This is a genomic window from Tistrella bauzanensis (assembly GCF_014636235.1).
GTDB classification, from domain to species: Bacteria; Pseudomonadota; Alphaproteobacteria; order Tistrellales; family Tistrellaceae; genus Tistrella; species Tistrella bauzanensis.
Genome location: NZ_BMDZ01000026.1, coordinates 30634 through 56847, shown reverse-complemented (window position 1 = coordinate 56847; position 26214 = coordinate 30634). Strand labels below are relative to the sequence as shown.

At 67.0% G+C, this 26214-nt stretch carries 21 protein-coding genes; 9 read left to right on the top strand and 12 right to left on the bottom strand.

Features of this window, described 5'->3' with window-relative positions; translation table 11 throughout:
- The first annotated feature begins 7 nt into the window (after positions 1-7).
- Positions 8-940 carry a sterol desaturase family protein gene (locus IEW15_RS12205; protein ID WP_188578209.1) on the top strand — a complete coding sequence of 311 codons (933 nt, stop codon included), beginning with the start codon at positions 8-10 and terminating at the stop codon, positions 938-940.
- Here IEW15_RS12205 and IEW15_RS12200 read toward each other — a convergent pair.
- A complete protein-coding gene (locus IEW15_RS12200; RefSeq protein ID WP_188578208.1) occupies positions 849-1445 on the bottom strand; it encodes a TrmH family RNA methyltransferase in 597 nt (198 codons plus the stop codon). The genes IEW15_RS12205 and IEW15_RS12200 overlap by 92 nt on opposite strands.
- Before the next feature lie 330 nt (positions 1446-1775).
- Here IEW15_RS12200 and IEW15_RS12195 point away from each other — a divergent pair, with 330 nt between their 5' ends.
- From IEW15_RS12195 to IEW15_RS12185, 3 genes are all read left to right on the top strand, one after another.
- The gene (locus IEW15_RS12195) at positions 1776-3887 is read left to right on the top strand and encodes a methyl-accepting chemotaxis protein (RefSeq protein WP_188578206.1); all 2112 of its coding nucleotides are present in this window, start codon (positions 1776-1778) and stop codon (positions 3885-3887) included.
- 282 nt (positions 3888-4169) lie between these two features.
- Positions 4170-5747 carry an acyl-CoA synthetase gene (locus tag IEW15_RS12190; protein ID WP_188578204.1) on the top strand — a complete coding sequence of 526 codons (1578 nt, stop codon included), beginning with the start codon at positions 4170-4172 and terminating at the stop codon, positions 5745-5747.
- 49 nt (positions 5748-5796) lie between these two features.
- Positions 5797-7128 (top strand): response regulator, encoded by a 1332-nt coding sequence (locus tag IEW15_RS12185; protein ID WP_188578203.1) that lies wholly within the window; start codon positions 5797-5799, stop codon positions 7126-7128.
- A gap of 4 nt (positions 7129-7132) precedes the next feature.
- Here IEW15_RS12185 and IEW15_RS12180 read toward each other — a convergent pair whose 3' ends face one another.
- The 4 genes from IEW15_RS12180 to IEW15_RS12165 all read right to left on the bottom strand — a co-directional run bounded on the left by IEW15_RS12180 (position 7133) and on the right by IEW15_RS12165 (position 12293).
- Positions 7133-7633: a hypothetical protein gene (locus IEW15_RS12180; protein WP_188578201.1), complete on the bottom strand. Its 501-nt coding sequence runs from the start codon at positions 7631-7633 to the stop codon at positions 7133-7135.
- 154 nt (positions 7634-7787) lie between these two features.
- The gene (locus tag IEW15_RS12175) at positions 7788-8111 is read right to left on the bottom strand and encodes a DUF883 family protein (protein ID WP_188578199.1); all 324 of its coding nucleotides are present in this window, start codon (positions 8109-8111) and stop codon (positions 7788-7790) included.
- A 276-nt stretch (positions 8112-8387) separates the two neighbouring features.
- Positions 8388-11927 carry a transcription-repair coupling factor gene (gene mfd, locus IEW15_RS12170; RefSeq protein ID WP_229708042.1) on the bottom strand — a complete coding sequence of 1180 codons (3540 nt, stop codon included), beginning with the start codon at positions 11925-11927 and terminating at the stop codon, positions 8388-8390.
- A 51-nt stretch (positions 11928-11978) separates the two neighbouring features.
- Positions 11979-12293, bottom strand: a complete 315-nt coding sequence (locus tag IEW15_RS12165) for a succinate dehydrogenase assembly factor 2 (RefSeq protein ID WP_188578197.1) — start codon at positions 12291-12293, stop codon at positions 11979-11981.
- 221 nt (positions 12294-12514) lie between these two features.
- Here IEW15_RS12165 and recG point away from each other — a divergent pair, with 221 nt between their 5' ends.
- Positions 12515-14614: an ATP-dependent DNA helicase RecG gene (gene recG, locus IEW15_RS12160; protein WP_188578196.1), complete on the top strand. Its 2100-nt coding sequence runs from the start codon at positions 12515-12517 to the stop codon at positions 14612-14614.
- Positions 14615-14651: 37 nt separating this feature from the next.
- On the opposite strand, the gene rnk is transcribed toward recG, so the two are convergent.
- The 4 genes from rnk to IEW15_RS12140 all read right to left on the bottom strand — a co-directional run bounded on the left by rnk (position 14652) and on the right by IEW15_RS12140 (position 18534).
- Positions 14652-15071, bottom strand: coding sequence for a nucleoside diphosphate kinase regulator (gene rnk / locus IEW15_RS12155; protein ID WP_188578194.1), 420 nt, complete (start codon positions 15069-15071; stop codon positions 14652-14654).
- 468 nt (positions 15072-15539) lie between these two features.
- Positions 15540-16367, bottom strand: a complete 828-nt coding sequence (locus IEW15_RS12150) for a DUF502 domain-containing protein (RefSeq protein ID WP_229708041.1) — start codon at positions 16365-16367, stop codon at positions 15540-15542.
- Positions 16368-16482: 115 nt separating this feature from the next.
- On the bottom strand, positions 16483-17493 hold the full coding sequence (locus IEW15_RS12145) for an alpha/beta hydrolase family protein (RefSeq protein WP_188578192.1): 1011 nt from the start codon (positions 17491-17493) through the stop codon (positions 16483-16485).
- Between the two features lie 147 nt (positions 17494-17640).
- Positions 17641-18534, bottom strand: a complete 894-nt coding sequence (locus IEW15_RS12140; RefSeq protein WP_188578190.1) for an alpha/beta fold hydrolase — start codon at positions 18532-18534, stop codon at positions 17641-17643.
- Positions 18535-18889: 355 nt separating this feature from the next.
- Between IEW15_RS12140 and speD the strand changes: the two genes are divergently transcribed.
- Entirely contained in the window at positions 18890-19294 is a 405-nt protein-coding gene (gene speD, locus IEW15_RS12135; protein WP_188578188.1) for an adenosylmethionine decarboxylase, read from the top strand.
- An 83-nt stretch (positions 19295-19377) separates the two neighbouring features.
- A complete protein-coding gene (gene speE, locus IEW15_RS12130) occupies positions 19378-20256 on the top strand; it encodes a polyamine aminopropyltransferase (RefSeq protein ID WP_188578185.1) in 879 nt (292 codons plus the stop codon).
- Positions 20257-20450: 194 nt separating this feature from the next.
- Here speE and IEW15_RS12125 read toward each other — a convergent pair whose 3' ends face one another.
- Together IEW15_RS12125 and IEW15_RS12120 are read right to left on the bottom strand one after the other, a co-directional pair.
- The gene (locus IEW15_RS12125; protein ID WP_188578183.1) at positions 20451-20906 is read right to left on the bottom strand and encodes a MarR family winged helix-turn-helix transcriptional regulator; all 456 of its coding nucleotides are present in this window, start codon (positions 20904-20906) and stop codon (positions 20451-20453) included.
- 210 nt (positions 20907-21116) lie between these two features.
- Positions 21117-22196: an enoyl-CoA hydratase/isomerase family protein gene (locus IEW15_RS12120; RefSeq protein ID WP_188578181.1), complete on the bottom strand. Its 1080-nt coding sequence runs from the start codon at positions 22194-22196 to the stop codon at positions 21117-21119.
- Positions 22197-22439: 243 nt separating this feature from the next.
- On the opposite strand from IEW15_RS12120, the gene hemB reads away from it, so the two are divergent.
- Together hemB and IEW15_RS12110 are read left to right on the top strand one after the other, a co-directional pair.
- Positions 22440-23450: a porphobilinogen synthase gene (gene hemB, locus IEW15_RS12115; RefSeq protein WP_268237159.1), complete on the top strand. Its 1011-nt coding sequence runs from the start codon at positions 22440-22442 to the stop codon at positions 23448-23450.
- Between the two features lie 33 nt (positions 23451-23483).
- Entirely contained in the window at positions 23484-24527 is a 1044-nt protein-coding gene (locus IEW15_RS12110) for a 2-keto-4-pentenoate hydratase (RefSeq protein ID WP_188578178.1), read from the top strand.
- A gap of 195 nt (positions 24528-24722) precedes the next feature.
- Here the strand turns inward: IEW15_RS12110 and IEW15_RS12105 are convergent, their stop codons facing one another.
- A complete protein-coding gene (locus IEW15_RS12105; RefSeq protein ID WP_229708040.1) occupies positions 24723-25952 on the bottom strand; it encodes a type III PLP-dependent enzyme in 1230 nt (409 codons plus the stop codon).
- Positions 25953-26214: the final 262 nt, after the last annotated feature.

Here is a 26214-nt window from a genome sequence, read left to right as displayed (position 1 = left end):
GCCCCTCATGATGCCGCCGTCATTCGACATCATTGCCGCCGAAGCCCTGATCCGCGGCAGCGTTTTTGCCGTGCTGCTCGCAGGCTTCGCGCTGGCGGAACGCCGATGGCCGCGGCGGGGCCGCACCCGCAAGCTGGAACGCCGCCGCCGCTGGGTCGCCAATCTGGGGCTGGCGCTGGCCGACACACTGGTGCTGCGGCTGGTGTTTCCGGCAGCGGCAGTGGGTGCGGCACTGGTGGCCGAGGCATCGGGCGCCGGATTGTTCGCGGCGATCGGCCTGCCCGCCTGGGCGACGGTGCCCGCAGGCTTCGTTCTGCTGGATCTGGCGGTCTGGGCCCAGCATCTGGTCATGCACCGCGTGCCGGTTCTGTGGCGACTGCATCGCATCCATCATCTGGATATGGCGCTCGACGTCACCAGCGGCCTCAGATTCCACCCGGTGGAGATTCTGCTGTCGATGGCGTGGAAGATCGCGGTGATCTGGCTGCTGGGCGTGCCGGCCATCGCGGTTCTGGCATTCGAGGTGGCGTTGAACGCGGCATCGCTGTTCAACCATGCCGATCTGAACCTGGGCGCGACCGTCGACCGTCGCCTGGCACGGCTGATCGCCACGCCGGATTGGCACCGGGTGCATCATTCAGCCGTGCGGCGCGAAACCGACAGCAATTACGCCTTCTTCTTCACACTGTGGGACCGTCTGTTCGGCACCGCCCGCCCCGTGCCGGCCGCCGGCCATGATGCGATGGTGATCGGGCTGGATGACACCGCAGCCGCACGGGACGGCCGGGCCGGGCCGGCCGCCCTGCTGCTGCGCCCGTTCATGGCGCCCCCCGCCGGTGCATCCACGGTCAATCCGCATAAGGCGGCGGCGGGGCTGCCAGCAGCGCCCGGTTCTGATCCAGGAACGCCCGCACAGCCGCTTCGGCCCGGCGGCGGTTGAGCCGCTGAACCGCGCCGGCACGCTCCCGCGAGCGCAGCCGGTCGAACAGCACCAGGCTCGCCGCCATCGCGACATTCAGCGAGAACCGCATCGGGATCTTGACCACATGCGTGGCCCGATCGAGGAATTCCGGCGCCAGCATGCCCCGCTCCGGCCCCAGAACATAGACCGCGCGCGGCGGATGACGAAAGGCCGGCAGATCGACCGCGTCATCCGTCAGCTCGACGGCGACCAGCGTGAAGCCCTCAGGGAACCGCGCCGCGGCCGGGCTGTCGAACGCCAGATGCGGCACGGTCGGGCGCGGCGCGGCGGCCTCTGCCGCCACGGCATCGTCCCAGTGCCGCCAATGCTGGCTCGTCTGCCAGTCGGCGCCGGCGGTGAAGGTATAAGCGCCACCATGGGCCGCGACCAGCCGGTTCAGGGTGCCGGCATTGAACGGCTTGCTCGACCGGTCCAGCCCCACCGCGAAACAGCCACCGGCATCGGGATCCTCTATCTGCATCATTGCTGCGTCCTTCGCTCGCTGTGGCGACAGTCATACCCGCAGACCGGCCTGATGCGCAATTTCGCAAGATCATCCCGGCCTCACACCCAGCCGAGCGAACATCGAATACTTTATGCAACCCATCGTCCCATCAACTGAAAATGTATAAATTTACCATCAGGTAATACTGATCAAATGATGTCTTTTTTCTGCTTAAGCACTTGGTTAACACATTTGCGCTAATGTGTCGGAACACGCGGACAGGCCGGCAGCCTGATTTCTATGCATCACTGCTGATCTGAAGCGTTTGGGCAATTCAATCGCGTTCCCTCTGAGAAATGGTGCAAGAACATGCGTGTAGCGCTCGGCCTTTCTTCAAAGATCATTCTTGTCGGCGGTGGTGCACTGGCTGTACTGCTGGCGGTTGGCATCACGGCAGTCGCCCGCATGGCTGAAGACCGGGTGCTTGCAACCTCGCTGGAGAGCGGCCGCGCACTGTCCCGACAGCTCGCGGCCGAAATTTCGACCCAGATGTCGACAGACCTGGCGGTCGCCGACGGCGTCGCCAACAGCTTTTCTGCGATGAAGGCCGGTGGCGTCATCGATCGGACCGTCTATGATCGCGTCATCGAGGCCAATTTCGTCCACGCGAAAGACCTTCTCGGCGTCTGGGCGGGGTTCGAGCCGAATGCCCTGGACGGCAATGATGCCGCCTTCCGCAACACCAGGACATCCGACGACACCGGCCGATACCTGACCTATATAAACCGGGTGAGCGGCCAGACGCTGGTCGAGACCATCGGCGATTATACCGGCCCGAATTCCGCCTACTATCAAACACCGCTGACCACCGGCAAGACCTTCATGACCCCGCCCACGATCTATGATGTGGCCGGACGGGACGTGATGTTGCTGTCGGCGTCGGTTCCGATCAAGGCGGGTGGCGCCGTCGTCGGTGTCGCCGGTGTCGATATCGAGCTGGATGCCTGGAACAAGCGGCTGAATGAGACCAAACCGTTTGGCACCGGCAATGTGCTGCTGTTCACCAATGACCTCCGCGTGATCAATCATCCGAAGGCCGAACTGCGTGGCCAGCCGATGCAGAAGCTGACCTCCGACGACACCACCGAGATCGAGCGCGTCGTCCGCGACGGCCTGACCATGGAAAGCGTGTCGTGGTCTCCCAGCCTGAACTCTCAGGTTTATCGGATGGTGCTTCCGGTCCATATCCAGGGCTATGACAAGCCATGGAGCCTTCTGGTGAACATCCCCGAGACCTCGATGCGCGCCGCCGCCGACGAAGTGCTCAACAGCATGATCATCGGTGGCGTGGTCCTGGTGCTGCTGATCGTTGCCGCCCTGGCGGTGACCGTGCTGTTTCTGGTCAAGCGGCCGCTGAAGCACTCGATGGGCGTCATCGCGACGCTGAGCGGCGGTGACACGACTGTCGAGATCCCCCACACCCACCGTCGCGACGAGATCGGCGCATTGAACCGCGCACTGGTCGCCTTCCGCGACACGCTGGCCGAGACCGAAAACCTGCGGCTGGCGCAGGCCGCGACCGAACGCCGGTCCGAAGAGGCACGGCGCGAAAGCACGCTGGGCCTTGCCGACACGCTTGAGCGCGAGGTGAGCGGTATCGCCGACGAGATGACCGAGCTGGCCGAGGGGCTGGAGCGGCGTGCATCGGAAATGCGCGGCATCGCCGACACCACATCGGCCAATTCCGCCACTGTCGCCGCGGCCGGCGAGCAGACCAACGTCAATGTCCAGACGGTCGCGACCGCGACCGAAGAACTGACTGCATCCGCCCACGAGATCGGCCGGCAGGTGACGACGGCATCCGACATCATCGCCGAGGCCTCGTCGCGTGCCGCCGACACCGATGGCATCGTGCGCCGGCTTGCAGGCTCCGCCCGTCAGATCGGTGACGTGGTGAAGCTGATCAACGACATCGCCGCCCAGACCAATCTGCTGGCGCTGAACGCCACCATCGAGGCGGCACGCGCCGGGGATGCCGGCAAGGGCTTCGCGGTCGTGGCCTCCGAGGTCAAGACGCTGGCGACCCAGACCGCCAAGGCCACCGACGAGATCGCCAACCGCATCGCCGCCACCCAGAGCGACACCGAGCAGGCCGTGGGGGCAATCGCAAGGATCGTCGAGACCATCGGCCGGGTTCGCGAGGCATCCACCACCATCGCGAGTGCGGTGGAAGAGCAGATCGCCGCGATCAGCGAGATTGCCCACAACGTCAATCAGGCCGCTGTCGGCACCCAGACCATTTCCTCGGCGATCGGCGAGGTGGCCGGCGGTGCCGGACAGACCGCCGAGGCAGCGACATCGGTCGCCGGCGCCACAGGGCAGCTGGTCAGCAGCTCGGCAACCCTGCGGCGGTCGGTTGAAAATGTGGTCGACTCGCTGCGCCGCGAGGCGCGCGAGACCGGAGAACGCCTGGGCCACTGATCATACCCATCCGTTCATACCCATCCGTCCGGCACCCCCTGTCATTCCATAGCTGCGCCGTCCGATGCCCGCATCGGGCGGCGCAGTCGTTCGTGACAGACCGAACGGTGCTGCTGCGACGGTTTCATGTCCGTTTTTTGGCACTTCCGAAACGGCGCGTCTGCGCTTACCCTCAGCGCCATGATCAGCGATGCTCCCGCACAGGGCGCCATGGCGCCCGCTCCAGCCCTTGTCAGCCCCGATGCCAGCGGCCTTGCCGATGGTGCCGTCGGCGATCCACTCATGCCCGCGCCAAGCCTGGCCATCGACACACCGCCCGCCATGCCGGCGGCCGCGGCGGCGTTCGATCCGGACCGCTTCAACCTTGCGGCCTATTGCCTGGCCTGGAATGCCGAGCGGCATCCCGACAAGCCGGCCCTGATCCTGATGGACCAGGATGGCGTGCGCGACAGCATCAGTTTCGACCGGCTGTACGATCAGGTGCGCCGGGTGACCGCAGCGCTGGTGGCGCTGGATCTGGCACCGGGGGCCCGGGTGATGATCCGGATGGGCAACCGGATCGAATTCGCGCTGGTCTATTTCGCAACCGCGGCCGCCGGGTTGATCGCGGTGCCGACCTCGGCCCAGCTCACCCCCGCCGAAGCCGGGTTCATCGCCCGCGATTGCGGCGCCGCCGTGGCTTTCGTTGCCGACGGGCTGGAAATCGCCGAGCCCTATCCGGGCGGCATGCGGCTGCTGGGGCTGGACTGGCTGGCCGCGGCCATTCGCGGCCGTCACGGCGCCGATCCGTTGCTCGGCCCCGCCCATGATCCGGCGCTGATGATCTATACCTCCGGCACCAGCGGCAGGCCCAAGGGCGTGCTGCATGCCCATCGCGCGGTCTGGGGTCGTCGGCCGATGGGCCCGGGATGGCACGGCATGGGACCGGCCGACCGCGTGCTTCATGCCGGTCAGTTGAACTGGACCTATACGCTGGGCGTGGGGCTGATGGACCCCTGGGCGCATGGCGCGACCGCGGTTCTTTATGCCGGTCCACGTGATCCCTCGATCTGGCCGGTGCTGATCGAACGATCCGAGGCGACGATCTTTGCCGCCGTCCCCACCGTCTATCGCCAGATGCTGAAATACGGCACGCTGACCCGCGACCGGCTGCGCAGCCTGCGCCATGGCCTGACGGCGGGTGAAGCTCTGCCACCCGCCCTGACCCACCGTTGGTTCGATGCCGCCGACCTGCCGCTTTACGAAGCGCTGGGGATGAGCGAGGTATCGACCTATATCTCCAGCGGCCCCGACACGCCCCTGCGCCTGGGCAGTCCCGGCCGTCCGCAGCCCGGCCGGCGGATCACGGTCCTGCCACTGGATGGCGGCACCGATCCGCTGGCCCCCGGCGACATCGGTGTCATCGCCGTGCACCGCGACGAGGCCGGGCTGATGCTGGGCTATTGGAACCGGCCCGATGACATGGCCGCTGCCTGGCGTGGTGACTGGTTCATCACCGGAGATCTGGCGCGCGTCGACAGCGACGGCTATTACTGGTATGATGGACGATCGGACGAGGTGATGACCGTGCTCGGTTATCGCGTCTCACCGATCGAGGTGGAGGCGGCGCTCAGCGCGCATCCGGCCATCGCCGAGGTGGCTGTGGCACCGCGCAGGCTCGACGATGCGCTCACCATCATCGCCGCCTATGTGGTGCCGAAGCCGGGCCGCTCGGGCGAGCTGGATCTTGAAGGCGTCAATGCCTGGGTCGGCAAGCATCTTGCCCGCTATAAATGGCCGCGCGACCTGATTCTGGTCGACAGCCTGCCACGAGGCGTGAACGGCAAGATCGTCCGCCGCGCCCTGCCGCCGGGCCGCTGACCAGCCCTCTTTGCGGAACCAGCCCTCTTTGCGGAAGTAGACAGACGCCATGCCCTATCTCGCGCGCGTTCTCGTGGTCATGCAGGATCCGCGGGTCGCCCAGCGGATCATGGATGGCCTGCGCGCCCGGGGGCTGTTTCTGTTCAGCGCCCGCAACGGCGCCGAGGCGCTTCGCCTCGCCCGGCAATTGCTGACGGATGTGGTGATCATCGACGACCTTCTGCCCGATGGCGATGGCTGCGATTTCGTCGATATGCTGCACAACGACCCCGATACCGGGCATATTCCGGTCCTGATGCTGGGCGGCCGGGCCTCGTCGGCCCTGCGCCGACGGTCTCTGGCGGTCGGTGTCGACGAACTGCTGATCGGCACCTATGACGAGGGGCTGATCGCGGCGCGGATGTCGAAGCTGGTCAGGCTTGGCATCATGCAGGCCGAACTGCGTCGCCGCGCCGCCACCGCGCGCAGTTTTCGGGTCGAAATCGACCGCCGCCGCGGCCAGGAAAGCCGGGACGGCCCGCCGGTGCTGCTGCTGGCAGCCCAGCTCGGCGAAGACCTGGACGACGTGGCCGACATTCTGCAATCCCGCTATCGCCTGCTGCGCACGGCCGGTGCCGCCGAGGCGGCGCAATTGCTGCACGAGCAGGTGGTCGACACGCTGGTGCTGTCATTCGACGGCGGCGACCGCGAGGACTGGCTGGGCCTGGCACTGCATGTCCGCGACACACCGGCCCTGTATGACGTGCCGGTGCTGGGCATCGGCCAAGTCGCCTCTGCCCCGGATGTGCAGACCCTGATTCAGACCGGTATCGACGATCTGATCTCCCGGCCATTCAGCCCCGATGAACTGCATGGCCGGGTGCTGTCGGCCCTGCGCCGGCGGCGCCTGCGTCGCAGCCTGACCGCCATGTTCGCATCGCTTGAGGCACCGGCAACCATCGATGCCGAGACCGGTGCCTTTCAGCAGGCGTTCCTGCGCGTCCATCTCAGCCGGCTGGTGTTCGAAGCGTCGAAATGGGACAAGCCGCTCAGCATCGCGACCGTATCGTACCGCAATCTGTCTTTACTGATCGAACGCCGGGGCCCCGCCGCCGCCCAGAGCGTTATGGCACGCGCCGCCGACACATTGAAGCGGCTGGTGCGCGTGGAAGACCTGATCGCGCGTGCCGACGACAACACCCTGGTCGCGGTGCTGACCGACACGCCTGGCGACCGGTCGCTGAAGGCATTGCACCGCATTGCCGGCAGCCTCGCCACCACCGATTACGGACTGGCGGGCCTGCCGACGGCACCGATCTGGATGCAGATGGGCCATGCATCGCTTGAACCGTCCGACACCGCCGACAGCCTGCTGCTGCGCGCACGCCAGATTCTGCTTTGAACGTTCACGACTCCGGCGACGTCGGCGGCTTCGGGGTGAGTGCCGCGCGCGCCATATCGGCAAGGATGCGGCGGATTTCAGGCGATGCGCCGATGGCAATCCCGGCAAGGCCGGCCACAGCAATCCCACCAGCTGGATTGCGGCGGACGAGTTCCGATGCAAGGCCGCTCATGGCGGCAATCTCCGACGCACCGGGTGGCGCCCCTGCGCCCGCGGAACCGGTGGTTGACGAAGAATGATGGCGATGGCCGCTGCCGCCAGGCTGCAGCCCGCGAAGAACAAGCTTGCCCGCCAACATCACGATCAGGGCCAGGATCAGCAGCAACAGCGCCGTCCACAGCCCCGGTGATGCCGGATGCCAGGTCAGGGTATCGACCCAGATATAGAATGCGGTCAGGGCGAAGCCCGCCGATGCCAGCAGGATGATGCCCGCCAGCGTATACAACATGGCAGCGGCACCGGCGCGCGCCACCGCCGCTTCAACTTTGTGCATCATGTTCAGCATGAGTGCGCGCCCTCGGGCTGACAGGGATGATGGGCAGGGGCGCCCGCCCGGAAGAACGGCGGCAGCGCGCACTGCACCCCGCCGCCTTCCGATGTTCGGGCATCACAACCGACGGTTGCCGGCACGATCGACCGAGACCACAAGCCGGGGCCGGTCAGCGCCGGTCCAGCAGCTTGCCGATCACCAGACCCACACCGAACGCCACCAGCACACTGGTCAGCGGCTTTTCCTCGATGGTGCTCTCGGCCGCCCGCACGGCCCCGCGACCACGCTCACCTGCCACATGCATCAGCCGGTCGACTTCGCCACGCAACCGTTCCATCTCTTCGCTTGCCTTCTCGCTCAATGCCTCGGCACCCACGCCGGCGGCGCGGCCGGACTGGCGGGTCGCCTTGGCGAGATCAGCGCGCAGGGCGGCCAGATCGGCCTTCAGAACCTCCATTTCCTTGTCGACGGCGGTCTGTTCTGCGGTGGCCATTGGACTTCATCCTTTTCTGATCAAACATGCTGAACGCAACCGGCCGGCACGAGATACAGGGGTTCGACGCGCCGGGACGCCGCGCCTGACCGGCAGCGGCGTCCGCATGCCGTAAACTGCCGGCAGCCGAACCTGTTCCCTGCCCGCCCTGTTCCCTGCCCGCAAGGGCCGGTCACGATGACAGATGACATGTAGGAAGCTGCACCGCGTAGTGTAACCCGTGCCGTGTGACCGTTTTGGGAGCCGTCTGTAACAGCTTGCCGTGCCGGCCGGTGTTCAGGCCGCACGCCCGGTGCGGGCAATCCGCGCCAGCGTGCCGATCAGATCGCGGGCGCCTTTCAGCCGGTCTTCCACCGTCGCCCAGGCCCGCACCATCACCAGCTTGTGGTCGGGTCTCAGCCGGATCGTGCCCGATTGTTTGGCGATATACGGGATCAGCCCGTCGGGCCGGGCGAACTGGTCCAGATGGAACGACACCGTCGCCCCCTTGGGGCCGGCCTCGACCTTGGACACGCCGGCCGCGATGCACAACTTCTTGATTGCCACCACCTGCAGAAGCTGGCGGACCTCATCGGGCAGCGGCCCGAAGCGGTCGACCAGTTCGGCCGCAAAGGCGTCGATCTCATCACCTTCCTCAAGATCCGCGACCCGCCGGTACAGCGACATCCGGACATCCAGATCCGAGACATAGGTGTCGGGGATCAGCACCGCTGCGCCCAGATTGATCTGCGGCGACCAGTCGCGACGGGCAGGTTTCACCTCGACGTCGCCACCGCCGGCCTTGGCGGCCTCGATCGCGTCGTCCAGCATCTGCTGGAACAGCTCCAGCCCGACCTCGCGGATATGGCCCGACTGTTCCTCGCCCAGCAGATTGCCGGCGCCGCGGATGTCCAGATCATGGCTGGCAAGGGTGAAGCCCGCCCCCAGGCTGTCGAGGGTCTGCATCACTTCCAGCCGCTTCTGCGCCGGGCGGGTGACGGTATGGTTGGCGGGCAGCATCAGATAGGCATAGCCGCGCAGCTTGCCGCGCCCCACCCGGCCGCGGAGCTGATACAACTGCGCCAGACCGAACAGATCGGCGCGATAGATGATGATCGTATTGGCGCGCGGGATATCCAGCCCGCTCTCGACAATGCTGGTCGATAGCAGCACATCGTATTCGCCACCATAAAAGCCGCCCATCACGTCTTCCAGGTCGCCCGCGCCAAGCCGGCCATGGGCGACCGCGATCTTGACCTCGGGCACCAGCATCCGCAACCGCTCCTCGACCTCCTTCACCTGCTCGATCCGCGGACAGACGAAGAAGCACTGCCCGCCGCGATACTGCTCACGCAGGATCGCCTCGCGCACGATCACGCTGTCATAGGGCATGGTGAAGGTGCGCAGGGCCAAACGGTCAACCGGCGGCGTCGCGATGATCGACAGCTCCTTCACGCCGGCAAGCGCCAGTTGCAGGGTCCGCGGGATCGGGGTCGCGGTCAGAGTCAGCACATGGACGTCGGCCTTCATCTCCTTCAGCCGTTCCTTGTGCTTCACACCGAAATGCTGTTCCTCGTCGACGATCATCAGGCCCAGATCGCGGAACTGAACCCCCTTGGCCAACAGGGCGTGGGTGCCGATCACGATATCGGCGGTGCCGTCGGTGATCGCCTTCTTGGCTTCTGCCACGCGCTTGCCGGTCACCAGTCGCGACAGTTCGACGATCTTGATCGGAAATCCCTGGAAGCGTTTGGTAAAGCCCAGAAAATGCTGATGGCACAGCAGCGTGGTCGGGGCGATGACCGCCACTTGAACACCGCTCATCGCGGCAATGAACGCCGCTCTCAACGCCACCTCGGTCTTGCCGAACCCCACATCGCCGCAGATCAGTCGGTCCATCGGCCGGCCCGAAGCCAGATCGTCGATGACATCCTCGATGGCGTGAAGCTGATCTTCGGTCTCGTTATAGGGGAAGCGGGCGCAGAACTCGTCATACAGCCCCTGCGGCCGCTCGATCCGGGCGGCCCCCTTCAGCTTGCGCTCGGCCGCGACCGCGATCAGGGCGTCGGCCATGTCCTTCAGCCGGTGCTTGGTGCGCTCCTTGCGCTGCTGCCATTGCGGCCCGCCCAGACGGTCCAGCGGCGCCGGGCCGTCTGACGTGCCATAGCGCGACAGCATGTCGATATGCTCGACCGGCACGAACAGCCGGTCGCCGCCCTCATAGACCACCAGCACGCAATCATGCGGCGCGCCGGCGGCGGTGATGGTCTCCAGCCCCTCATAGCGGCCGATGCCATGGTCGACATGCACCACCAGATCGCCGACGCTCAGCGTGTCGGCATCGCGCAGGAAGTTCTCGGCGCGGCGCTTGCGGCGGGTTTTGCGGTTCAGCCGGTCGCCCAGAATGTCCTGCTCGGTCAGCACCGACAGGCTGCCCGCGACATAGCCATGATCCAGCGGCAGCACGATCAGAACCAGCGCGCCGGGCCGGGCGGTATCGATCCTGTCCCAGGTCTCCACCGCCTCCACCGGCCCGATGCCGTGATCCTCGAACACCGTGCGGATGCGGTCGAGTGCACCGGCGCTGTAGCAGCACACCACCACCCGGCGTCCGGCGCCGCGCTCGGCGGCAATATGGCCGGCCAGGGCATCGAACAGGTTGACGCTCTCGTCCTTGCGCTCGGGCGCGAAATCCCGCGCCGGACTGCCGCCCAGCCGCGCCGCGCGCCAGCCCGTGGGCAGGGGCCGGTCGGCCGGCCCCGGCTGCACGCTTGCGCGCGGCCCCGCCTTCGCCATGTCCGACCATTCCTCAGGCGTCAGATACAGCTGATCGGGTGGCAGTGCGCGATAGGGCGCCTCGCGCTCGCCGCCGATGATCGACACCGGGCCGGTCTTGCGGGCCTCGAAGTAGTCCTCGATCAGCGCCCGGCGCTCGACGAACGCCTCGTCGGTCAGATGGTCGAAGATCAGTGCCGGCGCGTTGAAATAGGCGGTCACCGGTTCGAGATAGGGGTGGAACAGCGGCAGCCAGTGCTCCATGCCGGAATGGCGCCGGCCGGCGCTGATCGCCTCATACAGCGGGTCGCCGGTACCCACCGTGCCGAAGGCCTGCCGATAGGCCTGGCGGAAACGCTGGATGACCGTGTCGGTCAGCAGGATCTCGCTCACCGGCTTCAGATCCAGCCGGCGGATGCGGGCATTGGAACGCTGGGTGACGGGGTCGAAATTGCGGATCGCCTCGACCTCGTCGCCGAAGAAATCGAGCCGCACCGGATCGGGCTCGCCGGCCGGGTACAGATCGACGATGCCGCCACGCACGGCGAACTCGCCCGGCTCCATCACCGTGCCGGCGCGGACATAACCGTTGTGCGTCAGATAGTCGACCAGCCGTTCTGTGTTCAGCCGGTGGCCGGGCTCCAGCCGCAGCCGGGCCAGCGTCAGGCTGTCGCGCGGCGGCACGCGTTGCGACAGCGCATTGACCGTGGTCACCACGATCGCCCGCGCCCGCCCGCCGGTCACCGGATCGTCGGCGCCGGGGCCGCCGGCCAGCCGGGTCAGGGTATCCATGCGCTCGGCCGCGATCATGCCGTTGGGCGAGACCCGGTCGTAAGGCAGGCAGTCCCAGGCCGGCAGACGCAGGATCTCGGTGCCGGGCAGATGCACCTTCAGCGCCTCGGCAGCCGCCACCATGCGCGTGTCATCGCGCATCACCAGCACCAGATCGCGGGCCGGCCGCGCGGTGGCCAGGTCGGCCACCAGTTGCCAGACCAGCCCGTCGGGCGCCTCGGTCAGCAGGATGCGGCCGGGGCGGTCGAAAAGCACAGGATCGATCAGCACGGGCGTGGCGTCTTTCTATGGTCGGAACGCGGCCTCGGTCGGTGTCGCGTCTCAGGCTAGGTCCGCGGCAGCCCGGGTCTGGCCCATCCCACGATCAGGCGCCGCCGCGAAGTCGAAGGCCATCATCAGCACCATGACCGGATTTTCAGCCAGATCCGCAGGCACCGGCTCACGGCCGCTCAGCCAGTTGTACAGGTCGATGTCGTTCTCGTTCAGCAGCGCTTCGAAGGCATCCAGACTGGCCGCGTCGAAACGGTCGAGCCAGACATCGGCAAACTTGCCGAACAGGATGTCGGTTTCCTTGCAACCGCGATACCAGCTCTGATAGCGCAGCCGGCGGCGGCGGGCGTCGGTGTCTTCGGCCATGGCGGCTGGACCCTCTCATGCGGACAAGACTGCGCCCCGTGATATAGCCCGCGACCGGCTGGCTGTCACCCCCATGGACGCGCCGGGCGCGCGTCCCCGTCCATCGGGTGCCGCGTCGCTTGTCTCGCCAGCCACCCGCCCCTATCGTGGGCGCGTCCGATGACCGGACGGCGACAGCGCCCCATGACGCCCCTTGACGACACCACCACCATCCGGACCAGATGCGCCCCGAACCCCTGTTTCCCCTGTTCGCCGAAGCCACCACCCTGCCCGGCATCGGTCCGCGCGTGCTGAAGCTGGTGGCGCGCGCCGCCCACGGCGACCGGGTGATCGACGTGTTGTGGACCCTGCCGATCGCGCTGGTCGACCGGCGCCACGCGCCGCCGGCGGCCCAGGCCGCGGCCGGCCGCATCGCCACCTTCGATCTGGCCATCCTTGAACACCAGCCGGCCGAACGGCCGCGCCAGCCGCATCGTGTGCGCGCGGCCGATCCGGACGGCACCCCGGTGACCCTGGTGTTCTTTCACGGCCGCGCCGAGGACTGGCGCCGGCTGATGCCGGAAGGCGAACGCCGGATCGTCAGCGGCAAGGTCGAACGCTATGGCGGCGAGGTGCAGATGCCGCATCCCGATCACATCGTCCCGCCGGCCCGCCGGGCCGAGATCGAGACGGTTGAGCCGGTCTATCCAGGTGCCGACGGGCTGTCGCCAAAGCTGCTGCGCCGGGCGGCACGCGCGGTGCTGGACCGGCTGCCCAGCTTACCCGAATGGATCGACCGCGGCGTGCTGAAGCGCGAGCGCTGGCCAGACTGGCAGACCGCGCTGCGCCAGGCTCATGCGCCGGTCGATGCCGATGACCTGTCGCCGCTGACACCGGCACGCCGCAGGCTGGCCTATGACGAACTGTTCGCGAACCAGTTGGCGATCGCGCTGGTGCGCAACCGGCAGCGGCGGTCCGCCGGGCGCAGTCTGGCCGGCACCGGCCGGCTGACCGGGCCGGTCGAAGCCGCCCTGCCCTTCAGGCTGACCACCGATCAGCGCCAGGTGCTGTCGGAAATTGCCGGCGACATGGCCGGACCGCTGCGGATGCTGCGGCTGCTGCAGGGCGATGTCGGCAGCGGCAAGACCGTGGTCGCCCTGCTGGCGATGGCGATCGCGGTCGAGGCCGGCGGACAGGCGGCCTTGATGGCGCCGACCGATGTTCTGGCCCGCCAGCATATGGAGACATTGACCCGGCTGGGGGCGCCGGCCGGGCTCCGCTTCGGCCTGCTGACCGGGCGCGAGCGCGCCAAGGCACGGCGCGAGGTTCTGGCGGCGCTGGAGGCGGGCGAGATCGACATTCTGGTCGGCACCCATGCCCTGTTTCAGGATGAGGTGGCATTCCGCGACCTGGCATTGGCGGTGATCGACGAACAGCACCGCTTCGGCGTGCATCAGCGGCTGCAATTGTCGTCGAAGGGCCGGGGTGTCGACACGCTGGTCATGACCGCGACGCCCATTCCCCGCACGCTGGCGTTGACCACCTATGGCGATATGGACGTCTCGCGGATCCTGTCGAAACCCGCCGGACGCAAGCCGATCAAGACCCGGGTGCTGCCGATCGACCGCATGGACGACGTCATCGACGGCGTGATCCGCACCATTGCCGGCGGCCACAAGGTCTATTGGGTGTGTCCGCTGGTCGACCAGTCGGAAAAGGCCGATCTATCGGCGGCGACCGCGCGGGCCGAGGAACTGACCGAGCGGCTGGGGCCGCGGGTCGGGCTGATCCACGGTCAGATGAAGGGGCCCGACAAGGACGCGGCCATCGCCCGCTTCCGGTCCACAACCGCCGACGACCGGACCGATGTGCTGGTCGCCACCACCGTGATCGAGGTCGGCGTCGACGTGCCGGACGCCACCGTCATCATCATCGAACATGCCGAGCGGTTCGGTCTGGCGCAGTTGCACCAGCTGCGCGGCCGGGTGGGACGTGGCGACGATCAGGCAAGCTGCCTGCTGCTCTATGCAAGCCCGCTGGGCGAGATCGCGCGTAAACGGCTGGAGGTGATGCGGGCGACCGAGGATGGTTTCGTGATCGCCGAAGAGGATCTGCGCCTGCGCGGCGGCGGCGACGCGCTGGGCACGAAGCAGAGTGGCGAGCCGGAAATGCGGCTCGCCGATCTTGATATCCACAGCGATCTGATCGAGATCGCCCAGGCGCAGGCCCGCCTGGAAATCGAACGCACCCCCGAACTCGATGGGCCGCGGGGGCAGGCCTTGCGGGTGCTGCTGTATCTGTTCGAACGCGATCAGGCGGTTCGCTATCTGCGGTCGGGCTGATCGTCGGCCGGCGGCCGATCACCCGCAGACTGGCAGATCAGTTGCCGACGCCGGTCACGGTCAGATGCCGCACACGGCCGGTGCGGTCACGCCAGGCGATTGAGGCGCCGGCCCGCAGGCCGAGCAAAGCCGCCCCCACCGGGGTCAGAACCGACACCCGGTTGCTGGCGATATCGGCCTGACGCGGGAAGACGAGAATGGCCTGCTGATCGGCACCATCTTCGGCACGATAGCGAAGCTGGCGGTGCATGGCCACCACATCGGCGGGTAGTTCGTCGTCGGCGACCACGGTTGCGCGGTCGAGCTCGGCGGCGAGGAAAGCGGCGGCGGTACCCGGCTCCACGGCGGCCATGTCGGCCAGCGCGCTCAGGCGGTCGAAATCGGTCTCGCCCACGAACACCGGCGGCGGCGTGGCGATTTCGGGAAGATCGACGACGGCAAAGGCGGTCTCGGTCATGATGTTGGTATCCTTGGATGAGGTGTGTGGAACCACGCGCCATGGCGCCGGCAGGTTGCCGGAGCATTCCGCATGGGATGTTGGGGGATAGGTGGATGTCGCGCGGGCCCGGCGATCCCACATCAGGCATGGGGTGCAACGGCCCTGCCGGAGATGCTGGTCCGGATATGGCCCGATGGGCGCGGGTCCGACGCTTGATCAGAAGACAACGCCCGCGTCGGCCTGGATGCCGACAGGGCGGATATCGCTTTCAGAGGTGAGGACGATATCGAAAAAAGCACCATGTCCCGGACCGGGTGCCCGCGGACATCTAAGGTCGGGGACAGATACGGCCCGGGCGATCAGCCCTGAACGAGATTACCGCCGCGCATCTGGCGGTTGGTCCCGGCATCGAGCGACGGCAGTGCCGTCGTTATTTGAATCAGGTTTTGCATGATCCATCGAATATGAGCGTTGCGCGCGGGTTTATCAAGCCTTGTTTCGAGCGGTCGCCTCGGCATCCGTGTCCGTGGCGTCGTCGTCGCGGGCATCGCCGGGCTCGCCGGCTGCCGGCATGGGGGGCGCCGTCAAGGCGGCCGGCCGCCTCGATGCCGTGTCGGCCTGCCCGCTCTCAGGGTCGGCCACATCCGGCGGCGTGATCAACCCGCCTGAGATCACCAGCTTCACCCCCTCTTCCACCGTCATCGACAACCGCACCAGTTCAGTATCGGGCACGAACAGCAGAAAGCCCGAGGTGGGGTTGGGCGTGGTCGGGACGAAGACGTTGACCATCCGCGCCTTGGTCAACCGCTGGACCTCGCCGCCGGTGTTACCTGTGATGAAGGCCAGCGACCACAGGCCGCGTCGTGGATATTCGATCAGCACCACTTCGCGGAACGACTGCGACCCCTGGGTCAGAATGGTCTCGAAGATCTGCTTCAGCGCGGCATATATGCTGCGCAGCACCGGCATCCGGGCAACGATGCCCTCGCCCAGCTTGACGAACTCGCGCCCGACCAGGCCGGCTGCAAACGCGCCGATCAGCGTGATCGCCACCAGAACCACCACCAGTCCGGCGCCGGGAATGCTGAACGGCAGATACTGGTCGGGGTGATAGGCCGGCGGCACGACGCGCAGCACCAGATCGTCGACAAAGGCGATGAACCACCACGCCACATACAGCGTGATCGCGATCGGGGCCGTCACCACGATACCGGCCAGGAAATAGCGGCGCAGGCGGCCGCCGCCTGCAGGACGGTGATCGTCCGGCGCTGCAGGATCGTTGCGGCGATGCCGTCCGGGGTCGCGGGCTGTCATATGGGCGTGGTCCCTCAAACGACGGGGGCAACGGGATATCGATGCCATCATGTGGGCGTGCGGCCCGGCGCCTCAAGAGGCAAGCGTGGAGCCACGCCCGGGACGAGGCGCGCCCTCAGCGTATGGCGTCGTCAAGCGTCCGGATCAGCCAGCTATTCAACCGGGCAATCGCGGCGGCGCGATCCAACCCCGCCGGGTCGCGGGCCACATCCGATCCCGCCAGTTCATCCGGCAGCACGCCCAGCGGAAAGAAATGTCCGGCGCCGACCATCACCTCGATCGGCACGGCGCCATCCGACCCCGCCGCCAGTCGCTCGCCATGAAGCGGCGGCGGCAGCATCTCGTCATGCTGGCTGGTCATGATCCGCACCGGGATCTGCAGATGCGCCAGCGCATCGTCGGCGAACCAACTGGTCGCCGGCATCAGCGCGATCACCAGATCAAGCCGGTCATCGGCCGGCACCGGGCCGATGCGGCTGGCCTCGGCGACCAGATCGGGCCGCACGCCATAGCGGCCACACAACGTGTCCTCGTCGCCATGGGCGGCACAGAAGGCGACGGCATTGGCCGCATCGGCCGGGGCACCAGCCAGAGCGAGCACGGCCGCACCACCCGCCGAATAACCCACGGCAGCGATACGACCGGCATCGACATGGCCAGCAAAGCGCGGATCGCCGAGCATCCGGTCGATCACCGCCTGCAACGTGCGGACGCGGCCGACAAATACTGCCGCGCTGCCGGCGCCGGAGGCATTGCGCACGTCATCACCCGGATGCATCGGCGCCGCCACGATCCAACCGGCCGCAGCCAGTGCCTCGGCGGTGCCATGATGCGCCAGAGGTGCGCCGCCCGATCCGTGCGAGAACACCACCAGACCATGTCGGCCGGCCGCGGGTTCCGCGTCGACCGCCACCGTCATCTCGAACGGACCACGCCGGACCGGGGCTGCCGGCGCATCGGTCGGATACCAGATCATGACCGGTGCCGGGGCGTCAGTCACCGGATCGGTCACCAGCGCCTCGGCATAGCCGACATCGGCCGCGGCCCCCGATATCATGGCCAGAAGGCCGGCCGCCGCCATCAGCATTCCGGCCAGTGCCGGCCGCCGCCGCACGCGCAATCTCATCGGCCGGTCCTCTCATGCCTCGGTCAGGATGGCGTGAGAATGGCGGCTGCGCGGCGCCACGTAAAGATCCGGCGCAGATGACCCTGATCATTCACGCAATGGGCGACCAGGCAGCCGCCCGCTGTCAGGCAGCCCCGAAGCCCGCTGTCAGGCAGCCCCGAAGAAGGTGATCATCCGCGCCGCCACGGCCTCCGGCGCCTCTTCGGGCAGGAAATGGCCGCAATCGATCGCCTCACCCTCGACCGCGGTGGCATATTGCCGCCAGATCGCCAGCGGGTCGAACCGTTTGCCCACCAGCCGGTGCGCGCCCCACAGCACCAGCAACGGCACCGAAAGGCGATGGTCGCGATCGGCGCGGTCATGGTCCAGGTCGATGGTGGCGCCGGCACGATAGTCTTCACAGGTGGCGTGAATTGTTTCGGGCAACACGAACCAGCGCTTGTACTCTTCCCGCTCATCGGCGCCGATCGCCGCAGGATCCACACACAGCCGGTTCAATGCCCAGTCCAGCAGATAGCCTGGGTCGCCGGCGATCAGCCGCTCGGGCAGCCCGTCATCCTGGATCAGAAAGAACCAGTGGAAATAACTGGTGGCGATGGTGCGGTCGGTCGCCTCATAGATGTCCAGTGTGGGTACGATATCCATCACCGAGGCCCGCACCACCCGCGCTTCATGATCCCGCAACAGGCGATGGGTGACGCGCGCGCCGCGATCATGCCCGGCGACGCTGAACCGCTCATGGCCGAGCGCCGTCATCACCTGGGCCATGTCCAGGGCCATGCGGCGCTTGGAATAGCGGGCATGGGCCTCGTCACCCGCCGGTTTGTCGCTGTCGCCATAGCCGCGCAGGTCCGGGATCACCAACTCGAAATGCGGCGCCAGCAGCGGCGCCACCCGGTGCCACATCACATGGCTTTCCGGATAGCCATGCAGCAGCAGCAGGGGAGGCCCCTTGCCGCCGGACACGAGATTGATCGTCGTACCGTCATCGACCGTGATGCGGCGGCGGGTAAAGCTCTGATCATAAAACTCTGTCGTCATTGATTCTTTGTCTCCTCCCGGCTTATGAACTGGTCGTTATGGGCGCCCTGGCATGATGGCGCCTGCCGCCGGATGTTGTCAGCATACAAGCGCATAACCCCCCGCGTCCGTCGTCCTCGCGACAGTCGCCATACCGACGTCACAAGAAATTCGGTTGACACCCCCGCCCCCCGTCCATAGTTTCCAGCCACTTTATCCGGGCGCCCAGGCAATGCCGGCGCCCCGTTCAAGCGGCCGGACCGTATCCCGACGAACAGATGTCGGACGGCCCGGCTTTCGTCCTCTTGGGTGTGTAACGAACTGTGGCGTGAGACCTGGGGTGGATCGCTACCTTCTCTGAAAAGGGGGGTGTGCCGTGAAGGCTCTCGGACATCAGATCATCGCTGAATTCTACGATTGTGACGGCGATCTTCTGGCAGATGTCGACTATGTGACGGATGTGATGCTGGAGGCGGCCAAGCGCGCCAAGGCAACCATCGTCACCCATACCTTCCATCACTTCTCGCCGCTGGGTGTCAGCGGCGCGATCATCATCGCCGAAAGCCATCTGGCCATCCATACCTGGCCCGAATATGGCTATGCGGCGGTCGACCTGTTCACATGCGGCGACAGCCTGCATACGGAACACGCATTCGACTATCTGCGCGTGGCCCTGAAGTCCGGCACCTTCTCCAGCATGTCGCTGGAGCGCGGACATCAGGCGATGCTGGCTGGCCGCCGCACGCAAACGCCCCTCGACCGGAAGGTCGTGAACGGCTGACACACAGCCTCACGAAGCCCCGTGCCGTATCGCGACACCACGGGGCCCGGACCGACCCGTTGGCAGGAAGGCAGACAGATCCCATGGAACGCATCACGGCGGCCGCGGAAAGTGAACTCTGGTTCACTGAGCGCATGGCCGGTACCGGCTTTCAGTACAGCCTTCAGGTGGCAGAGGTTCTGCATGCCGAGGTGACCCCCTTCCAGCGCCTGGAAGTGTTCCGCACCACCGGTTTCGGCACCGCGATGGTGCTGGACGGCTTCGTGAACGTGTCGGACAAGGACGAGTTCTTCTATCACGAGGTCATGGCGCACCCGGCCCTGTTCATCCATGCCCGCCCCCGGCGGGTGCTGATCATCGGCGGCGGCGATTGCGGTGTGCTGCGCGAGGTGCTGCGGCATGGCGACATCGACCATGTCGACATGGTCGAGATCGATGAACGGGTGGTCCGGGTGGCCGAGCGCTTCTTTCCGGCGCTCACAGCCTCGAACGGCGACCCACGCGCCGCGATCCGCTTCGAGGACGGGGTCGCCTGGGTGCGCGATGCGGCTGATGCCAGCTATGACGTGATCATCGTCGACAGCACCGATCCGGTCGGGCCGGCCGAAGGCCTGTTCGGCGCCACCTTCTATGCCGATTGCCACCGCATCCTGACCGATGGCGGCCTGGTGGTCGTGCAGAGCGAATCGCCCCTGTTCCATCAGGGCCGGCTGGCTGAGATCCACCGCTGTCTGCGCGGGGCCGGCTTCGCCGACAGCCATCCCATGACCTATCCGACCGTCATCTATGGTGGCGGCACCTGGTCCAGCTCCATCGCCCGCAAGGGCCGGCGGCTGGGCGATGGCGTGCGGTGGGACGATATCGACAATCGCCCCTTCACCACGCGCTATTATGACCGGGGCATCCATACCGGGCTCATGTCCCTGCCCGGCTATCTGGCTCCGGTGCTGTCCGGCCTCTGATCCCCCATCTGGCCTGATACACGACGACCCGGTCCTGAAACGACAACGGGGCGCTCCGGTCAAGCCGGGCGCCCCGTTGTCATGTCGGTACGGTGATATCGTCGTCGCCGGCCAAGCCCACCCCGGCCAAGCCCACCCCGGTCAGGCCCCCCGGATCAGGCCCACCCGGAGCGGATGCGACCTTCGATCATCTCTCAGAACCGGCCGTAATTGATGTAATCCGACCAGACCCGCTCCAGGGTCCGCAGGCTCTCGTTCACCTCGGCCAGGGCGACCTCCTCCATCACGCCCTTTTCCAGCGCGGCGCAGTTGCGCTCATACAGCTCGCTCACCCGGTCGCACAGCTCACGGCCCTTACGGGTCAGGCGGATGCGCATGGCGCGCTTGTCATGCGGAGACCGTTCCTGTTCGAGATAGTCGTTCTCGACCAGCTTCTTCACGTTATAGGAAACGTTCGAGCCCAGATAATAGCCGCGCACAGTCAGCTCGCCGATGGTGAGCTGTTCCTCGCCGATATTCGACAGGATCAAGGCCTGGACGTTATTGATATCGTTGATACCAAGGCGGTCCAGCTCGGCCTTGATCACGTCCAGAAAGCGGCGATGCAGCCGCTCGATCAGACGAATGGTCTCCAAATACGACTGTCGCACAGTGTCCTCGGCATTGCCCGGCGGGTGCTGAACGGCGAACGGGCCGGACGGGCCATCCCGTCCAGGCTGACGCACGCCAAGCGGGCCGCGTGGCGAACAGACCGCGTCCCGGCGATCCGTCGACGGTGCTGCGGCCAATAGGCGATCATCTCGACCCGCGCGCCGAAGTCAAGACGGCCGCGCGCCTGAAAGCGCGCGGCCGGTAGAATTTTAGGCAAAAGTGAGATCGCGCTTGCCCAGCGGCGCAAAAAGCGCGTCGATCGTCGCGGGATCGACGTCCTGAACCCGCTCCGGCGACCATTTGGGGCTGTGGTCCTTGTCGACCAGCACCGAGCGGATGCCCTCGGCAAAGTCGTGGCTGCGCACGATGCGGGTGGCCACGCGGAACTCGGTGGTCATGCAATCCTCGAAGGACAGGTTGCCACCGACGCGCATCTGACGCAGGGCCACGACCATGCTGGTCGGTGATTTGTGCGCCAGCTCCCTGGCGACCGCCTGGCCCCATTCGCCGCCCTCGGTCTGAAGCCTGTTCAGGATGCCGGCCATATCGTCACCGGCGAAGCAGGCATTGATCACCGGCAGATGCTGAGTGATACCGGGCGTGCCCGCCGCACCCGCATCGGAAAACTGTCCCAGCACCGCTTCGACCGCGGCATCGGCGCCGGCACCGGGGGCAATCGCCGTCAGGGCGGCGGTCAGCGCATCCAGCTGTGCCGCCGGCACGAAATGGGTGGCGATACCCAGTGCCAGACAATCGGCCGCCTTCAATCGCGCGCCGCTCAGCGCCAGATAGGTGCCGGACAAGCCCGGGAGCCGTGGCAGGATATAGGTGCCGCCCACATCCGGCAGCATGCCGATCGCGGTTTCCGGCATGGCGAACAGGGTGTTCTCGGTCGCCACGCGCCAGCGGCCATGCACCGACAGCCCGACACCGCCGCCCATCACCACGCCGTCGATCAGCGACACATAGGGCTTCGGAAACCGGAAGATCTCGCGGTTCAGGGTGTATTCCTCGCCGAAGAATTCGGCGGCGAGGGTGCTTGTCGGATCCTCGCGCTCGTCCCAAAGCGCCCGCACATCGCCCCCGGCGCAGAAGGCCGGCCGGCCATCGGGGCGCGGTGCACCGCGGACGACGACCACGCCCACATTGTCATCGCCGGCCCAGGCCTGCATCTGCGGTGCCATCAGGCGGATCATCGGCAGGGTCAGCGCGTTCAGAGCCTTGGGCCGGTTCAGGGTTACGATTCCGGCCGCCCCGGACCGGTCGAACAGGATCTGCGCGTCGCTCATCTGGTTTCCTCGATGCTGGATCACGATGGCTCTGGCGGCCATCCGGTTGCGGCACATGATATGCGGGGCATCATAGTGGCCATCCTTTGCCTGTCAATTTCGGCCACAGACGGCGGGATTCGATGCCGCGCCGTGCAGCCCGCCGTTTACGAAGCAGGCCTCGCGGTGCATTCTCAGGCCCAAGGCGGCCGCCCCAATGACCGCCCCCGGAAAAAAGACCGCGTTGCCAGGAGTGATCGTGCCGTGCCATCGACCAGCGCCGCCCTCGGGCGTTTTCCCCGCACCCGCATGCGCCGCAACCGCCGGACCGACTGGTGGCGTCGGCTGGTGGCCGAGAACCGGCTGTCGCCCGACGATCTGATCTGGCCGTTCTTCGTGGTCGACGGCAGCGACGTGGCCGAACCGGTGACATCGATGCCGGGTGTGGAGCGGTTGTCGATCGACCGTGCGGTCAAGGCGGTGCGCGAGGCCCACGCGCTGGGCATCCCGGCGGTGGCGCTGTTTCCATCCATCCAGCAGGCGCTGAAGACCCCCGACGGGCGTGAGGCCGCGAACCCCGACAATCTCACCTGCCGCGCCATCCGCGCGATCAAGGACGCCGTGCCCGATATCGGGATCATCGTCGACGCCGCCCTCGACCCCTATACCAGCCACGGCCAGGACGGCATCGTCGAGGATGGCCGCATCCTGAACGACCCCACCGTCGACATGCTGTGCCGGCAGTCGCTGGTGCAGGCCGGCGCCGGGGCCGACGTCATCGCCCCCTCGGATATGATGGATGGCCGGATCGGCGCGATCCGCGACGCGCTGGACGCCGATGGCTTCGACGGCTGCGGGATCATGGCCTATGCCGCCAAATTCGCCTCGGCCTTCTATGGTCCGTTCCGTGATGCGGTCGGGTCGTCGGGCAATCTGGGCGCCGCCGACAAGCGCACCTATCAGATGAACCCCGCCAACACCGACGAGGCCCTGCGCGAGGTGGCGCTGGATTTGGCCGAAGGCGCGGATATGGTGATGGTGAAGCCGGGCATGCCCTATCTGGACGTGCTTCAGCGGGTGTCGGCGGAATTCGGCGTCCCCACCTTCGCCTATCAGGTCAGCGGCGAATACGCCATGCTGCGTGCCGCCATTGCCAATGGCTGGCTCGACGGCGAAAAGGTGGTGGTCGAAAGCCTGCTTGGCTTCAAGCGCGCGGGCGCCGCCGGCGTGCTGACCTATTTCGCCCGCGACGTCGCCGCCAAGATCAACCGCTGACACCCTCTGACGCCCTGGAGTCCTTGCCCGGTGATGACGATCCCGTCCCGCCTTTCCGCCTCTCTGACCGTGGCGCTGGTGGCGCTTGCCCCGTTCACGGCCCTGGCCCAGCAGCAGGTGCAGAACCCGGCGGCACCACCGGCCGTGCGTCTGCCGGTGGTGCCGCCGGCAACGGCGCCGCAGATGCCGCAGGCCCCGGTGGTTCCGGGGGCGGCCGGCACGGAGCAAGCCGCCGCGGGCCAGCCGGCCGGCAGCATCAGAGTGCTGCCCAGCCTGCCGCCCAAGGTGGCGGAAGAAGCCGACCGCCTCGGCCGCGGCTATCTGGCGCGCGTGCAGCCCAAGGCGCCGTCGGTCGACCTGACGCTGGCCGAAGGCTATGCCGCGCGTGAACGCTTTCTGGCCACGGCCATGCCGTCGCGGCCCGCGCAGATCGGCTGGAAAGTGATGCTGACCGCCCGCACCTCGCAGGAGATGTTCGGCACCCGCGAGCCGATCGCCGGCCGGATCTTCGCCGGCCAGATCAGCGAGACCGGGGCCGACATCGCGCGCGACATCGGCGCCCGCGCCTCGATCGAGGTGGATCTGGCGGTGACGGTGAAGGATGCCGGCATCATGCAGGCCACCAATCCGATCGAAGCCGCGGCCCATATCGCCAGCATCGCGGGCTATCTGGACGTGCCCGACCTGCTGCTGGCGGCGGGGGAGCCGCTGACCGCCGGCACGCTCGCCATGATCAATGCCGGCGTGCGCGCGGGCGTGATCGGCAAGCCGGTGGCCATGCAGACCTCGCCCGACTTCGTGGCCGCGCTGTCGAACCTGACGGTGCGCACCACCGACGGCCATAACGGCGCCATCGTCGAAAGCCGGACCTCAGCCATCCTGGGCCACCCGCTGAACGCGGTGGTCTGGCTGGTCGGGCATCTGAAGGCGCGCGGGGAAAGCCTGAAGCCGGGTGACGTCATCGCCCTCGGCTCGCTCAGCCGTCCGCTGCCGCTGAAGGAAGGCCAGACCGTGCGCGCGGCCTATACCGGCCTGCCGGGCAATGGCAGCTTCGACGTTCAGCTCAGCGTCCGCTGACGAGCCGGCGCGGTGAAGGCCGGCGCGGTGANAGCCGGCGCGGTGAAGGCCGGCGCGGTGAAGGCCGGCGCGGTGAAGGCCGGCGCGGTGAAGGCCGGCGCGGTGAAGGCCGGCGCGGTGAAGGCCGGTGCGGTGAAGGCCGGCGCGGTGAAGGAAGAATGGGGCCCTCACCGGTACCGGCTTACCGCCCCCGGCCTATCGGCGCCCGCCGGCAGCAAGCCCGGCCGTATCGATCGCGGCCTGCCCCGTGACACGGACCGGCACGTCGCCGATCTCGACCACCGCTTCGGGCAGAAAGCCGTTGAAGCGGGTCGCCAGCGCGTTCGAATAGGCGCCGATGGTGTCGATCTCGATCCAGTCGCCTTCACGGATGTCGGCCGGCAGCACCAGCGGCTCGGGCAGGACGTCGGTTGAATCGCAGGTCGGGCCGAAAATCGTGAACGGCAGGCGCTCGCCGGCAAGCGGCTGCCCGACGGGGCGGATCGCGCGGGCGGGGAAGCGCAGATGCCCGGTCACCGTCTCGGACAAGCTGCCATAGATACCGTCATTGATGTACAGCCGGTCGCCCTTGCGCAGATGCACCTGGACCACCAGCGACAGGCCGTCAGCGACCAGCGCCCTGCCCGGCTCGCACAGGATGCGCCGGCCCGGCTGCAGTGGCAGCGTCGCGAGGCCGCGGCGGACGGCGGCGAAATAATCCCGGAGCGGCGGCATCTCGCCCATGTCGTATTGCCCGGGAAATCCGCCACCGACATCGATCGCCGTCACCGGAATATCGGGCACCGCCGCCATCGCCTGCCGCACCGTCTCCAGTGCCTCGTCATAGGCGACCGGATCGGGGCATTGCGAGCCGACATGAAAATATAAGCCCACGCCATGGCCCAGATCATGAGCCTGGCGCATCATCGCCGTGGCGTCAGCCAGGGTGGCGCCGAATTTGGCCGACAGATCATAGGTGCTGCGGCTGCTGTCGGTGGTCAGCCGCACCATCATGGTGGCGGGCTTGCCCCGGGTTTCGGCATGGATCTTCAGAACCTCGTCGGCATGGTCGACGGCGAAGCGGTCCACGCCATAGACCCGAAAGGCATTGGCGATGGCCGCCCGGCTCTTGATCGGATGATGGAAATGCAGCTCCGCATCTTCATAAAGATCGGCGACCAGGGCCACTTCCACCAGGGATGCCACGTCGAAGCCACTGATCCCGGCTTCATACAGCGTGCGGATGACAGTCCGCTCCGGATTGCACTTCACCGCATACAGCACCTCGCCCGGAAAGCCCTCGACGAAGCGGCGGGCGGCGGATGTCAGCTTGGCAGGCTTCAGGCAATAGACCGGATAGCTGGGTTTGAGCCGGGCGACCATGCTGTCGACATCCGCAAAGCGGCCGGGTGCGGAACGACGGCGGGTCGAGAAGATGTCGGACATCGGCAGGCGGCTCCTGTGAATGGCAGGGGTCGATCAGGGGCGGCCGGGCACAGGCGCGCTGACAGCACACGCGCCCGGGCACCACACCCTTCCGGACACCATATGGCATCTCGATTGCGATACCGCGACCAATTGCGTGACAACGCCCGCTCCGTGCGGTGGCGCCGCGATGTCGATGGCTGTCATCCCGGGTGACGCCAAGGTTGATCGGAATGCGGCGCTCGCGCAGACTGGCGACCATCGGCCGCAGGATACGCGGCCG

Bases quoted from the DNA above. Each gene is read 5' to 3' on its own strand.
- IEW15_RS12205 (WP_188578209.1), top strand. From the start codon at position 8: ATGATGCCGCCGTCATTCGACATCATTGCCGCCGAAGCCCTGATCCGC.
- IEW15_RS12200 (WP_188578208.1), bottom strand. From the start codon at position 1,445: ATGATGCAGATAGAGGATCCCGATGCCGGTGGCTGTTTCGCGGTGGGG.
- IEW15_RS12195 (WP_188578206.1), top strand. From the start codon at position 1,776: ATGCGTGTAGCGCTCGGCCTTTCTTCAAAGATCATTCTTGTCGGCGGT.
- IEW15_RS12190 (WP_188578204.1), top strand. From the start codon at position 4,170: ATGCCCGCGCCAAGCCTGGCCATCGACACACCGCCCGCCATGCCGGCG.
- IEW15_RS12185 (WP_188578203.1), top strand. From the start codon at position 5,797: ATGCCCTATCTCGCGCGCGTTCTCGTGGTCATGCAGGATCCGCGGGTC.
- IEW15_RS12180 (WP_188578201.1), bottom strand. From the start codon at position 7,633: ATGCTGAACATGATGCACAAAGTTGAAGCGGCGGTGGCGCGCGCCGGT.
- IEW15_RS12175 (WP_188578199.1), bottom strand. From the start codon at position 8,111: ATGGCCACCGCAGAACAGACCGCCGTCGACAAGGAAATGGAGGTTCTG.
- IEW15_RS12165 (WP_188578197.1), bottom strand. From the start codon at position 12,293: ATGGCCGAAGACACCGACGCCCGCCGCCGCCGGCTGCGCTATCAGAGC.
- recG (WP_188578196.1), top strand. From the start codon at position 12,515: ATGCGCCCCGAACCCCTGTTTCCCCTGTTCGCCGAAGCCACCACCCTG.
- rnk (WP_188578194.1), bottom strand. From the start codon at position 15,071: ATGACCGAGACCGCCTTTGCCGTCGTCGATCTTCCCGAAATCGCCACG.
- IEW15_RS12150 (WP_229708041.1), bottom strand. From the start codon at position 16,367: ATGACAGCCCGCGACCCCGGACGGCATCGCCGCAACGATCCTGCAGCG.
- IEW15_RS12145 (WP_188578192.1), bottom strand. From the start codon at position 17,493: ATGAGATTGCGCGTGCGGCGGCGGCCGGCACTGGCCGGAATGCTGATG.
- IEW15_RS12140 (WP_188578190.1), bottom strand. From the start codon at position 18,534: ATGACGACAGAGTTTTATGATCAGAGCTTTACCCGCCGCCGCATCACG.
- speE (WP_188578185.1), top strand. From the start codon at position 19,378: ATGGAACGCATCACGGCGGCCGCGGAAAGTGAACTCTGGTTCACTGAG.
- IEW15_RS12120 (WP_188578181.1), bottom strand. From the start codon at position 22,196: ATGAGCGACGCGCAGATCCTGTTCGACCGGTCCGGGGCGGCCGGAATC.
- IEW15_RS12110 (WP_188578178.1), top strand. From the start codon at position 23,484: ATGACGATCCCGTCCCGCCTTTCCGCCTCTCTGACCGTGGCGCTGGTG.
- IEW15_RS12105 (WP_229708040.1), bottom strand. From the start codon at position 25,952: ATGTCCGACATCTTCTCGACCCGCCGTCGTTCCGCACCCGGCCGCTTT.